The organism is Streptomyces sp. SID5464 (assembly GCF_009862985.1).
Taxonomy (GTDB): domain Bacteria; phylum Actinomycetota; class Actinomycetes; order Streptomycetales; family Streptomycetaceae; genus Streptomyces; species Streptomyces chartreusis_D.
The window spans coordinates 376,081-387,702 of the sequence record NZ_WWIQ01000022.1; the positions used below are offsets into that span (position 1 = coordinate 376,081).

General features: G+C 70.8%; 12 protein-coding genes. 8 read left to right on the forward strand and 4 right to left on the reverse strand.

Annotated features, from left to right (window positions below; genetic code table 11):
- The first annotated feature begins 57 nt into the window (after positions 1 to 57).
- Positions 58 to 792 carry a TetR/AcrR family transcriptional regulator gene (locus GTY47_RS17240; protein ID WP_010032480.1) on the forward strand — a complete coding sequence of 245 codons (735 nt, stop codon included), beginning with the start codon at positions 58 to 60 and terminating at the stop codon, positions 790 to 792.
- Positions 793 to 823: 31 nt separating this feature from the next.
- Here GTY47_RS17240 and GTY47_RS17245 read toward each other — a convergent pair whose 3' ends face one another.
- Positions 824 to 1,288, reverse strand: a complete 465-nt coding sequence (locus tag GTY47_RS17245; protein ID WP_020270440.1) for an SseB family protein — start codon at positions 1,286 to 1,288, stop codon at positions 824 to 826.
- Positions 1,289 to 1,410: 122 nt separating this feature from the next.
- Here GTY47_RS17245 and GTY47_RS17250 point away from each other — a divergent pair, with 122 nt between their 5' ends.
- The 4 genes from GTY47_RS17250 (at position 1,411) to GTY47_RS17265 (ending at position 5,907) form a co-directional block, all read left to right on the forward strand.
- The gene (locus GTY47_RS17250) at positions 1,411 to 2,235 is read left to right on the forward strand and encodes an intradiol ring-cleavage dioxygenase (protein WP_010032483.1); all 825 of its coding nucleotides are present in this window, start codon (positions 1,411 to 1,413) and stop codon (positions 2,233 to 2,235) included.
- Positions 2,236 to 2,369: 134 nt separating this feature from the next.
- Complete coding sequence (locus GTY47_RS17255) at positions 2,370 to 4,196, forward strand: acyl-CoA dehydrogenase (protein ID WP_010032485.1); 1,827 nt, start codon at positions 2,370 to 2,372, stop codon at positions 4,194 to 4,196.
- Positions 4,197 to 4,272: 76 nt separating this feature from the next.
- Positions 4,273 to 5,571, forward strand: coding sequence for a M18 family aminopeptidase (locus GTY47_RS17260; protein WP_010032487.1), 1,299 nt, complete (start codon positions 4,273 to 4,275; stop codon positions 5,569 to 5,571).
- Between the two features lie 87 nt (positions 5,572 to 5,658).
- Positions 5,659 to 5,907 carry a DUF6458 family protein gene (locus GTY47_RS17265; RefSeq protein ID WP_010032488.1) on the forward strand — a complete coding sequence of 83 codons (249 nt, stop codon included), beginning with the start codon at positions 5,659 to 5,661 and terminating at the stop codon, positions 5,905 to 5,907.
- Positions 5,908 to 5,919: 12 nt separating this feature from the next.
- Here the strand turns inward: GTY47_RS17265 and GTY47_RS17270 are convergent, their stop codons facing one another.
- Positions 5,920 to 7,737 (reverse strand): thioredoxin-like domain-containing protein, encoded by a 1,818-nt coding sequence (locus GTY47_RS17270; protein WP_010032489.1) that lies wholly within the window; start codon positions 7,735 to 7,737, stop codon positions 5,920 to 5,922.
- Positions 7,734 to 8,159: a cupin domain-containing protein gene (locus tag GTY47_RS17275; protein WP_010032490.1), complete on the reverse strand. Its 426-nt coding sequence runs from the start codon at positions 8,157 to 8,159 to the stop codon at positions 7,734 to 7,736. The genes GTY47_RS17270 and GTY47_RS17275 overlap by 4 nt, the downstream gene beginning before the upstream one ends.
- A gap of 52 nt (positions 8,160 to 8,211) precedes the next feature.
- Between GTY47_RS17275 and GTY47_RS17280 the strand changes: the two genes are divergently transcribed.
- Together GTY47_RS17280 and GTY47_RS17285 are read left to right on the forward strand one after the other, a co-directional pair.
- Positions 8,212 to 9,210, forward strand: a complete 999-nt coding sequence (locus GTY47_RS17280) for a helix-turn-helix domain-containing protein (protein ID WP_010032492.1) — start codon at positions 8,212 to 8,214, stop codon at positions 9,208 to 9,210.
- A complete protein-coding gene (locus GTY47_RS17285; RefSeq protein WP_010032495.1) occupies positions 9,207 to 9,698 on the forward strand; it encodes an LURP-one-related family protein in 492 nt (163 codons plus the stop codon). The genes GTY47_RS17280 and GTY47_RS17285 overlap by 4 nt, the downstream gene beginning before the upstream one ends.
- Positions 9,699 to 9,749: 51 nt before the next feature.
- On the opposite strand, the gene GTY47_RS17290 is transcribed toward GTY47_RS17285, so the two are convergent.
- Entirely contained in the window at positions 9,750 to 10,547 is a 798-nt protein-coding gene (locus GTY47_RS17290) for a carbon-nitrogen family hydrolase (protein WP_010032497.1), read from the reverse strand.
- A 193-nt stretch (positions 10,548 to 10,740) separates the two neighbouring features.
- Between GTY47_RS17290 and GTY47_RS17295 the strand changes: the two genes are divergently transcribed.
- Complete coding sequence (locus GTY47_RS17295) at positions 10,741 to 11,565, forward strand: maleylpyruvate isomerase family mycothiol-dependent enzyme (RefSeq protein WP_010032501.1); 825 nt, start codon at positions 10,741 to 10,743, stop codon at positions 11,563 to 11,565.
- Positions 11,566 to 11,622 lie beyond the last annotated feature (57 nt).

Sequence of the window (11,622 nt, forward strand, 5' to 3'; positions counted from 1 at the left end):
CTGGTTGCGCACACTGTTCGCATGAAGGCGGCTGCACGGCCACCAGGGAGGACACCGATGACCAGGACCACGAAGAAGGCGGCCCCGATCCCGTCCGTCTGGGCCCGTGAGCAGCGCCGCGCTGACCAGCCCGCGCTCAGCCGCGAGGCGATCGTCCGCGAGGCGATCGCGATGCTCGACGCGAACGGCATCGAGGCGCTCAGCATGCGCAAGCTGGGCGCCCGTCTGAACGCCGGCGCGACCTCGCTGTACCGGCACGTCGCCACGAAGGACGAGCTCATGGAGCTCGCGGTGGACGAGGTCGCCGCCGAGATCCACGTCCCGGCGGCCGGCGGCCCCGACTGGCGCGCGGCCGTCACCGAGGCGGCCGGATCCTTCCGCACGACGGCGCTACGGCATCCCTGGCTGACCCTGGTCCTGGGGCAGGCGGGGCTCGCCTACCTGGGGCCGAACTACATGAGTTTCTCGGAACGACTGGCGGCCCTCTTCACGGCCGCGGGATTCCCCGAGCCGAGCCGGGCGATCGACGCCGTCTTCTCGTACGTCATCGGCATGTCCACCACGGAGGCCGCCTGGCTCACCACGGTCGCCCGCTCGGGCGAGACGGAGTCGGAGTTCGTCGCGCGCCTGCTGCCCACGGCCCAGCAGGTCTCGGCCGGCTACGACCACCTCGCGGCCGCCGGACCCGAGACCAGTGCGCAGGCCGCCGACCCCGCGAAGCTGCGCGACGACAAGTTCGCCTACGGCCTGGAGGTCGTCCTGGACGGCCTGGCGCTGCGCCTGCCGAAGTAGGGGTCAGCCGCCGTCCGCACGGCAATGGCGTCTAGCCGTACATCCGGCGCATCGCGAACTCGACCATCTGCTCGACGGCCTTCGCGTCGAACACCATGCGGTGCTCGCCCTCCATGTCCAGCACGAAGCCGTAGCCGGTCGGCAGCAGGTCCAGGACCTCGGCGCCGGTGATCACGAAGTACTTGGACTCCTTGCCCGCGTACCGGCGCAGCTCCTTGAGCGTGCTGAACATCGGGATCACCGGCTGCTGGGTGTTGTGCAGGGCGAGGAAGCCGGGGTTGTCACCGCGCGGGCAGTAGACCTTGGACGTCGCGAAGACCTGCTGGAAGTCCTCGGCGGTCATCTGCCCGGTCGTGAACGCGCGCACCGCGTCCGTCAGGGAGGGCGGGGACGGCTCGGGGTACAGCGGCGGCTGCTGTCCGTACCCGCCGGACATCGGCTGCTGCGGAGGGGCGTACTGCCCTTGCGGGCCCGCTGTCTGGTCGTAGCCGTACATGAGCGCAAGAGTACCGAGAGCGGCCGGGCGATCGGGCCGGTACGGCAGGCCCGGCAGACCGACAGCGACTTGACAGCGCCGGCTCTGTGGATCGCCGCGCCCGCCGCTCGTAGCGTCGGTCCATGAACGGACGCCATGACGAAGGCCCGCACGAGCACGACAGGGGCCTCTCCCACGACCTGCCCGTCCTCGCCCGCCGCCGGATGATCCGGCTGATGGCGGGCGCGAGCCTGGTCCCGCTGGTGGGCTGCACGGCGGAGGACCGGACCACGGCTTCCTCCTCCCCCTCTTCCCCCTCTTCCTCCTCGTCCGCCGGGTGCGCGGAGATCCCCGAGGAGACGGCCGGGCCCTTCCCCGGTGACGGCTCGAACGGGGTGAACGTACTGAAGGAGAGCGGAGTCGTCCGCAGCGACATCACGCGGAGCTTCGGCGACTCCGCGGACGGCACCGCCGAGGGCGTCCCCCTGACGATCATGCTGACGGTGGTGGACGCGGCCTCGGGGTGCGGCACCCCGAAGCAGGGCGCCGCCGTCTACCTCTGGCACTGCGACCGGGACGGCGCCTACTCCCTGTACTCCGAGGGCGTCACCGAGGAGAACTACCTGCGCGGAGTCCAGGAGACGGACGAGAAGGGCCAGGTCACGTTCACGAGCATCTTCCCCGGCTGCTACCCGGGCCGCTGGCCGCACGTCCACTTCGAGGTCTACGGCAGCCTGGCCGACGCCACCGCGGCCACGTCGATCACGAACACCTCGCAGCTCGCCTTCCCGAAGGACGTCTGCGACACGGTGTACGCCACGGACGGCTACGGCGAGAGCGTACGGAACCTGAGCGGCCTCTCCCTGGAGAGCGACGGCATCTTCAGCGACGGCCACGACCGGCAGCTGGCGACGATGACGGGCAGCACGGGGGACGGCTACACCGCGGCCTTGACCGTTCCGGTGTGACCTGTCACAGATGACCGGACGGGGTTGCATCTTATTACTGGCGGGTAGCATCATCGTAGCTACTTGTTGGTACGTGAACTAGCGCGAGGATCCAGTGCCTCGCCGATCTCTCTAGGGAGCCGGGAGCCGTCGCCATGGGGCACTACAAGTCGAATCTCCGCGACATCGAGTTCAACCTCTTCGAAGTACTCGGGCGCGACAAGGTGTACGGCACCGGCCCGTTCGAGGAGATGGACGTCGACACCGCGAAGAGCATCCTGGAGGAGCTGACCCGCCTCTCGGAGAACGAGCTGGCCGAGTCCTTCGCCGACGCCGACCGCAACCCGCCGGTCTTCGACCCGGAGACCAACACCGCGCCGGTCCCGGCCTCCTTCAAGAAGAGCTACCAGGCCTTCATGGACTCCGAGTACTGGCGCCTCGGCCTGCCCGAGGAGATCGGCGGCACCACCGCGCCCCGCTCCCTGATCTGGGCGTACGCCGAGCTCATCCTGGGCGCCAACCCGGCCGTGTGGATGTACTCCTCGGGCCCGGCCTTCGCCGGCATCCTCTTCGAGGAGGGCAACGAGGTCCAGAAGCACATAGCCAAGATCGCCACGGAGAAGCAGTGGGGCTCCACGATGGTGCTCACCGAGCCCGACGCGGGCTCCGACGTGGGCGCCGGCCGCACCAAGGCCGTGCAGCAGGAGGACGGCTCCTGGCACATCGAGGGCGTGAAGCGCTTCATCACCTCCGGTGAGCACGACATGTCGGAGAACATCCTCCACTACGTGCTGGCCCGCCCCGAGGGCGCCGGCCCCGGCACCAAGGGCCTGTCCCTCTTCCTCGTCCCGAAGTACCTCTTCGACTTCGAGACCGGCGAGCTGGGCGAGCGCAACGGCGTCTACGCCACCAACGTCGAGCACAAGATGGGCCTGAAGGCCTCCAACACCTGCGAGATGACCTTCGGTGACCAGCACCCCGCCAAGGGCTGGCTGATCGGCGACAAGCACGACGGCATCCGCCAGATGTTCCGCATCATCGAGTTCGCCCGCATGATGGTCGGCACGAAGGCGATCTCCACGCTGTCGACGGGCTACCTGAACGCGCTGGAGTACGCCAAGGAGCGCGTCCAGGGCCCCGACCTGGCGAACTTCATGGACAAGACCGCGCCCAAGGTCACCATCACGCACCACCCGGACGTGCGCCGCTCGCTCATGACGCAGAAGGCGTACGCGGAGGGCATGCGCGCCCTGGTGATGTACACCGCCTCGATCCAGGACGCCATCCAGATCAAGGAGGCCGCCGGCGAGGACGCCTCCACCGAGCACGCGCTGAACGACCTGCTCCTGCCGATCGTCAAGGGCTACGGCTCCGAGAAGGGCTACGAGCAGCTCGCCCAGTCGCTGCAGACCTTCGGCGGCTCCGGCTTCCTCCAGGAGTACCCGATCGAGCAGTACATCCGGGACTCCAAGATCGACACCCTCTACGAGGGCACCACGGCGATCCAGGGCCAGGACTTCTTCTTCCGGAAGATCGTCCGCAACCAGGGCGCCGCGCTGAACTCCCTCGCCGAGGACATCAAGAAGTTCCTCGCCCTCGGCACGGGCGGCGAGGAGCTGGCCGGGGCCCGCGAGCACCTCGCCAAGGCCGCGGTCGAGCTGGAGGCCATCGTCGGCCTGATGCTCACCGACCTCGCCGCCACCGAGCAGGACGTCAAGAACATCTACAAGGTCGGGCTCAACACCACCCGCCTGCTGATGGCCTCCGGTGACGTCGTCGTCGGCTACCTGCTGCTCAAGGGCGCCGCGGTCGCCGCCGACAAGCTGGAGACGGCCACCGCCAAGGACAAGGCCTTCTACACCGGCAAGATCGCCGCCGCGAAGTTCTTCGCCGCCAACGTCCTGCCGGGCGTCACCCTGGCCCGCAAGGTGGCCGAGGGCGTCGAGCTGGACCTGATGGAGCTGGACGAGGCCGCGTTCTAGATCTCTCACGTCCTCTGTTCGAGGGCCTGTTCCCTACCGTGGGGAACAGGCCCTCGTCCGTCGTTAAGGTGAAGCCATGACCCAACCAGCCCGCTTCGACCGCGGCCACACCGACGACCTCATGACCTTCCTGGCGGCGAGCCCGTCGCCGTACCACGCCGTGGCCACAGCTGCCGAGCGGCTGGAGAAGGCCGGCTTCAGGCAGGTCGCCGAGACGGACGCCTGGGACGGGACGCGCGGCGGCAAGTACGTGCTGCGCGGTGGCGCGATCGTCGCCTGGTACGTGCCGGAGGACGCCGCACCCCACACGCCGTTCCGGATCGTCGGCGCCCACACCGACTCCCCCAACCTGCGCGTCAAGCCGCTCCCCGACAGCGGGGCGCACGGCTGGCGCCAGGTGGCCGTGGAGATCTACGGCGGACCGCTGCTCAACTCCTGGCTGGACCGGGACCTGGGCCTCGCGGGCCGGCTGACCCTGCGCGACGGCTCGACGCGCCTGGTCAATGTCGACCGGCCGCTGCTGCGGGTCCCGCAGCTCGCCATCCACCTGGACCGCTCGGTGACGGCCGACGGCCTCAAGCTCGACAAGCAGCGGCACATGCAGCCGGTCTGGGGCCTGGGCCACGACGTCCGCGACGGCGATCTGATCGCCTTCCTGGAGGAGACGGCCGGCATCCCGGCGGGCGAGGTCACCGGCTGGGACCTGATGACGCACTCCGTCGAGCCGCCCGCCTACCTGGGCCGTGACCGCGAACTGCTGGCCGGCCCGCGCATGGACAACCTGCTGTCGGTGCACGCCGGCACGGCGGCCCTCGCCGCCGTGGCCTCCGGTGCGTCCAAGCCGACGTCCATCCCGGTGCTGGCCGCCTTCGACCACGAGGAGAACGGCTCCCAGTCGGACACGGGCGCGGACGGGCCGCTGCTCGGCAACGTGCTGGAGCGCTCGGTGTTCGCGCGCGGCGGCTCCTACGAGGACCGGGCCCGCGCCTTCGCCGGTACGGTCTGCCTGTCCTCCGACACCGGGCACGCCGTCCACCCCAACTACGCGGAGCGGCACGACCCGACGCACCACCCGCGCGTCAACGGCGGCCCGATCCTCAAGGTCAACGTCAACAACCGCTACGCCACGGACGGTTCGGGCCGCGCGGAGTTCACGGCGGCCTGTGAGGCGGCCGACGTGCCCTTCCAGTCCTTCGTCTCCAACAACTCCATGCCCTGCGGCACCACGATCGGCCCGATCACCGCCGCCCGGCACGGCATCAGGACCGTCGACATCGGCGTGGCCATCCTGTCGATGCACAGCGCACGCGAACTGTGCGGCGCCGACGACCCGTTCCTCCTGGCGAACGCGCTGACCGCGTTCCTGGAGCGGTAGAACGGGCCGTCACCGCATGGGTGTTCCCCTCGGGGGTACCCGGTGTGCGGACCGGAACGACCGGACCGTACAGGGAGGCGACACAACATGGGCCTCGGCGGATGCATCATCCTCATCGCCGTGGGAGCCATCCTCACGTTCGCGACCGACTGGGACATGCAGGGGGTCAACCTCGACCTGGTCGGCATCATCCTGATGATCGTCGGACTGATCGGCGTCACGACGTTCAGCAGCATCGCCAGGCGGCGGCGCGTGGTGGTGCCACCCACGACGCCGGTCGTGGACGACGGACGACACCACACACGCGACGGCTACAGCGACGGGTACGGGGTCTGACGCCCCGGAGGATCAGGCGTCCATCCCGGCCAGCACCAGGGGAAGCCGGTCCGTCCCCGCCTCCGTGAGGCGGACGGGGACGCCCCAGTCCTGCTGGTGGACGTGACAAGCCGGATACTCGTTCGACGGATCGTCGTCGCAGGAGGCGGCCATCGCGGAGACGTGCAGCACGCCCTCCGGCACGGAGGGGTCGAGTTCGAGGGCGCGGGACAGGTCGGTTCCCGCGCCCTCGCCGCTGCGCAGCAGCTCCGGCGGGGTGGAGGAGACCAGCAGGCGCGTGGAGGGGCCGTACCGGGTGTCGAGCTTCTGGCCCGCGGGGGCCTGGAAGATGACGTCCAACCGGAGCCGGCCAGGGGTGACTTCGGTGGCCTCGCGCTGCGTGCGGTGGGCGACCTCCGGCACCTTCACCGCCTCTTCCGGCAGCCGCAGCCGGGTCAGCCGGTGCCGGGCCGACTCCACGACCACGATGTCGTCGCCGACGAGCACCGCGTCGCTGGGCTCGCGCAGGTCCGTGGCCAGGGTGGTGACCTCACCGGTCGCGGGGTCGTAGCGTCGCAAAGCGTGGTTGTAGGTGTCGGCGACGGCGACGGACCCGTCCGGGAGCGCGGTGACGCCCAGCGGGTGCTGGAGCAGGGCCTGTCCGGCGCTGCCGTCGCGGTGGCCGAAGTCGAACAGGCCGGTGCCGACGGCGGTGTGGACGGAGCCGTCGGGGGTCACCCAGCGCAGGGCGGACGTCTCGGAGTCGGCGAGCCAGAGGCGGTCGGGGGTGGCGGCGAGGCCCGAGGGCTGCGCGAACCAGGCCTCGGCCCCCGGGCCGTCCACCAGCCCCTCGTTCGTCGTCCCGGCCGCGACCGCGACCGTGCCCTCGGCCGGGTCGTACGCCCACAGCTGGTGGACGCCGGCCATGGCGATCCAGACCTTGCCCTGCCAGAGGGCGACGTCCCAGGGGGAGGAGAGGTCGACCTCGCGGGCCGGGCCCGAGGTGGGTGAGCCCTGCCACCACTGCCGGCCCGTGCCGGCGAGGGTGGTGACCTCGCCGGTGGTGAGGTCCAGCCGCCGCAGCGCGTGGTTGACGGTGTCGGCGACGACCACCGACCCCTCGTCGAGCAGGGCGAGCCCCTGCGGCTCGTTGAAGGCGGCCGTGCCGGTCGGTCCGTCGGCGAACCCGCGCGTGCCGGACCCGATCCGCCGTACGACGCTCTCGCCGTCCTCGGCGAGTTCCACCAGCTGGTGCCGGGTGGTGTCGCTCACCAGGAAGGTCCCGGACGGCAGCAGCAGCGCCTTCCCCGGGAACCGCAGCACCGTCGGCTCCGGTTCCGGCGCCACATACGGCCCGTCCCCTCGCCGCAGCGTCCCCTTGGCCTCGTGCTCGGCCTCCAGCTCCGTCACCAGACGCTCGATGGCGTGCGCATGCCCCTCACCGGCGTGCTGCGCGACGACGTACCCCTCGGGGTCGATCACGACGAGCGTCGGCCAGGCCCGCACGGCGTACTGCTTCCACGTGGCCAGCTCCGGGTCGTCGAGCACCGGGTGCTCCACGCCGTACCGCTCGACGGCGTCCACCACCGCGCTGTGCTCGGCCTCGTGCACGAACTTCGGCGAGTGCACCCCGATGACCACGACCGTGTCCCGGTGCCTCTCCTCCAGCTCGCGCAGCTCGTCCAGGACATGCAGGCAGTTGATGCAGCAGAACGTCCAGAAATCGAGGATGACGATGCGTCCTCGCAGGTCGGCGAGGGTGTACTGCTGCCCGCCCGTGTTCAGCCAGCCGCCCTTGCCGGTCAGCTCGGGGGCGCGGACACGGGCACGTCGGGGTGCGGAGTCATTCATGCGTCCAGGGTGTCATCCGGCACTGACAGCCCCTCCAGCGCGTGGCCGGTCGTGGCGTCCACGTGCTCGGGCACGTCGTCGTGGCGGTCGCCGACCGTGAGGGTGCCGGTGGGTTCGAACAGGAGGATCGCGGTCGGCACCGGAGCGTACGGCTTGTGCTCGGTGCCGCGCGGGACGGTGAAGACGCTGCCCCTGGGGAGCACGACCGTGTGCTCTCCGGCCGGCTCGCGCAGGCCGATGTGCAGCTCGCCGTCGAGGACGAGGAAGAACTCGTCGGTGTGCTCGTGGACGTGCCAGACGTGCTCGCCCTCGACCTTCGCGACGCGGACGTCGTAGTCGTTGACGGCGGTGACGATGCGCGGGCTCCACAGCTCGGAGAAGGAGTCCAGGGCGTGGGCGAGGGAGACGGGTTCCTGGGTCATGAGGGGATCTTCCGGGGTGCCGTGCCTCTCGCACGAGTGCTAGAAATCGCACATGCCGCAAGGATCCTCGCACCGCCCGCACCAGGTCGCCGTGATCGTCGACGAGGGCACCAACCCCTTCGAGGTAGGGGTGGCCACCGAGCTGTTCGGGCTGCCCCGGCCCGAGCTGGGGCTGCCGCGGCCGTTGTACGAGGTGACGCTGTGCGCGCCCGCGCCGGAGATCCGGATGAACCACGGGTTCTTCACGCTCACGGGCGCCTCGGGCCTGGACGCCGTGGACCGGGCGGACACGCTGGTCGTGCCCGGCCGGCCGGACAACGTCGTACCGCGCGCCCCTGCCGTGCTCGACGCCATCCGGCACGCACACGCGCGTGGCGCCCGGGTCATGAGCTTGTGCACCGGCACGTTCGCGCTCGCGGAAGCCGGACTGCTGGACGGTCGGCGGGCGGCGACCCACTGGCGCTGGGCGGACTCCTTCCGCCGACTGCACCCGAAGGTGCTGCTGGAACCGGACGTGCTGTTCGTGGACGAGGGTGACATCCTCACCGCCGCCGGCAGCGCGGCCGCGCTCGATCTCGGGCTGTACGTCTGGCGCCGCGACCACGGAGCGGAGATCGCCAACCACGTCTCCCGGCGGCTGGTGTTCGCCGCGCACCGGGACGGCGGTCAGCGGCAGTTCGTGGAACGACCGGTGCCGGACGTGCGGGACGAGTCCCTGGCACCCCTGCTGGCTTGGGCACAGGAGCGGCTGGGCGAGCCGCTGACGGTGGCGGACCTGGCCGCACGCGCGCGGGTCAGCCCGGCCACGCTCCACCGGCGCTTCCGCGCGCAGCTCGGGACGACGCCGCTCGCGTGGCTGACCGGGGAGCGCGTGGCGCTGGCCTGCCGGCTGATCGAGCGGGGCGAGGAACGGCTGGACGTGGTGGCGGCCCGCAGCGGGCTCGGTACGGCCGCCAACCTGCGGGCACGGCTGCGGCGGGCGACCGGACTCAGCCCGTCGGCCTATCGACGGCGTTTCGGAGCGGGCGGCGGGGAAGCCCTGGTCTCATGAGATTCCTCGTGTACGACCGGCTCCTCGGATTCGGCGACGACTACTGGATCGAGGACGCCCGCGGCACCAAGGTGTTCCTCGTCGACGGCAAGGCCCTGCGGCTGCGGGACACCTGGGAGCTGAAGGACACCCAGGGGCGCGTCCTCGTCGACATCCACCAGAAGATGCTCGCCCTGCGCGACACGATGGTGCTCCAGCGGGGCGGCGAACCGCTGGCGACGATCCGCCGGAAACGGCTGTCCCTGCTGCGCAACCACTACCGGGTGTCCCTGGCCGACGGCAACGAACTGGACGTCAGCGGCAAGATCCTCGATCGCGAGTTCGCCGTCGAGTACGACGGGGAACTGCTGGCGGTGATCTCCCGGCGGTGGCTGACCGTGCGGGACACCTACGGCGTGGACGTCGTCCGCGAGGACGCGGATCCGGCGCTGCTGATCGCGGTGGCGGTGTGTGTGATCCACCTGGCGGAGAAGGAGCGGGAGGAGTGAGGGCGCGTCCCTGTGGGCCTGTGTGGGCGCTGATGCCCTGAGTGGCCGTCCTCAGGGCCTGCGAGGTGGCTGGAGTCCCAGCACCCGGTCCTTCAGCGCCGGGAACTGCTCCCGCGTCGCCGCGACCTTCCCCGGGTCGAACTCCACCGTCAGGACCTCCTCGCCGGCGCCCGCCTCGGCCAGCACCTCGCCCCACGGGTCGACCACGATCGAGTGACCGGCCTGGGGAACTCCGGCGTGCGTCCCGGCCGTTCCACACGCGACGACGAACGACTGGTTCTCCACCGCCCGCGCCTGGGCCAGCAGCGTCCAGTGCGACCGGCGGCGCTCCGGCCAGCCCGCCGGGACCACGAGCGTCTCGGCACCGGCGTCGACGAGACCGCGGAAGAGTTCGGGGAAACGGAGGTCGTAACAGGTGCCGAGGCCCAGGGTGGTCGACGGCAGACGGACCGTCACCAGCTCGGCCCCCGCGCCCATCAGCACGGCCTCGCCCTTGTCGAAGCCGAAGCGGTGGATCTTGCGGTAGGCGGCGGCGAGGTCGCCGGAGGGGGAGAAGACGAGGGAGGTGTTGTACAGGGGACCCTCCGGGTCACGCTCCGGGATGGAGCCCGCGTGCAGCCACACCCCCGCGTCGCTCGCGGCCTTCGCCATCGCCTCGTGGGTCGGCCCTTCGAGCGGCTCGGCCTCCTGCCCGAAGTCCTGATAGGCGAAGGCACCCGTGGTCCACAGCTCCGGCAGGACGACGAGATCGGCCCCGGCCTGGTCCCGGACCATCGAGGCCACCCGTCGGCGGCGCGATTCGACCGATTCGCCCTCGTCTACGGCGATCTGGATCACAGAGGCGCGCACACTACCACCGTCCTGGCATTCGACCCGTCCACAAGGGCTTCCCCACGGGCCTACGATCGTCACACGAAAGCACTGCCCGGGTGCCTCACAGCAGCGTAACTTAGCTGCCAAGACACCCGCCGACAGCCGCCACCTCCCACTGGCAACGCCGCCACCACCTGCCCGTGCACCGACCGCCGAGGGGTCCCGTTCCGTGAGTCTGCATCCCACCCTCCAGCCCTACGCCGACGCCTGGACCCACTCCATCGAAGCGATATCCGAGCTGCTCCAGCCGCTCGCGGAGGCCGAGTGGAACCGGCGGACGCCGTGCCCCGGGTGGTCGGTGCGGGACGTGGTCTCCCATGTCATCGGCCTGGACTGCGAGATGCTCGGCGACCCGCGGCCCATCCACACGCTGCCGCGCGACCTCTTCCACGTGACGAACGACCACCAGCGCTACATGGAGATGCAGGTCGACGTCCGCCGTCACCACACGGCGCCGGAGATGACCTCCGAGCTGGAGTACGTGATCATCCGCCGCAACCGGCAGCTGCGCAACGAGTCGCGCGACCCGGGCACGAAGGTGCGCGGCCCGCTCGGCACGGAACTCACCCTCGAGGAGTCCATGCGCCGGCACGCCTTCGACGTGTGGGTGCACGAGCAGGACCTGCGCACGGCCCTCGGCCGGCCCGGCAACCTCGACTCCCCCGGCGCGCACGTCGCCCGTGACGTGCTGCTCGGCGAACTCCCGCGCGTGGTCGCCGAGGACGCGCAGGCACCACGCAGCTCGGCCGTCGTCTTCGACGTCCACGGCCCCGTCGAGTTCCTGCGCACGATCCGCGTCGACATCCAGGGCCGCGGCACCCTCGAAACGGCCCCCGCCCTCGGCCCGGCCGCCACCCTCACCCTCGACTGGGAGACGTACGTCCGCCTGGCCTGCGGCCGCGTGACGCCCGAGTCGGTGACCGACAGGGTGAAGTCGGAAGGCGACCCGGACCTGACGGCGGCGATCCTGAGCAACTTCACAGTGACGCAGTAGCTGCTCAGCCGCGGCCGCCGATCCCGCTCAGCTGCGGGCAGTCGTGCCGCTCGGGGC

What these genes read in the sequence shown, in the direction of transcription:
- GTY47_RS17240 (WP_010032480.1), top strand. Translation starts at nt 58, where the DNA reads ATGACCAGGACCACGAAGAAGGCGGCCCCGATCCCGTCCGTCTGGGCC.
- GTY47_RS17245 (WP_020270440.1), bottom strand. Translation starts at nt 1,288, where the DNA reads ATGTACGGCTACGACCAGACAGCGGGCCCGCAAGGGCAGTACGCCCCT.
- GTY47_RS17250 (WP_010032483.1), top strand. Translation starts at nt 1,411, where the DNA reads ATGAACGGACGCCATGACGAAGGCCCGCACGAGCACGACAGGGGCCTC.
- GTY47_RS17255 (WP_010032485.1), top strand. Translation starts at nt 2,370, where the DNA reads ATGGGGCACTACAAGTCGAATCTCCGCGACATCGAGTTCAACCTCTTC.
- GTY47_RS17260 (WP_010032487.1), top strand. Translation starts at nt 4,273, where the DNA reads ATGACCCAACCAGCCCGCTTCGACCGCGGCCACACCGACGACCTCATG.
- GTY47_RS17265 (WP_010032488.1), top strand. Translation starts at nt 5,659, where the DNA reads ATGGGCCTCGGCGGATGCATCATCCTCATCGCCGTGGGAGCCATCCTC.
- GTY47_RS17270 (WP_010032489.1), bottom strand. Translation starts at nt 7,737, where the DNA reads ATGAATGACTCCGCACCCCGACGTGCCCGTGTCCGCGCCCCCGAGCTG.
- GTY47_RS17275 (WP_010032490.1), bottom strand. Translation starts at nt 8,159, where the DNA reads ATGACCCAGGAACCCGTCTCCCTCGCCCACGCCCTGGACTCCTTCTCC.
- GTY47_RS17280 (WP_010032492.1), top strand. Translation starts at nt 8,212, where the DNA reads ATGCCGCAAGGATCCTCGCACCGCCCGCACCAGGTCGCCGTGATCGTC.
- GTY47_RS17285 (WP_010032495.1), top strand. Translation starts at nt 9,207, where the DNA reads ATGAGATTCCTCGTGTACGACCGGCTCCTCGGATTCGGCGACGACTAC.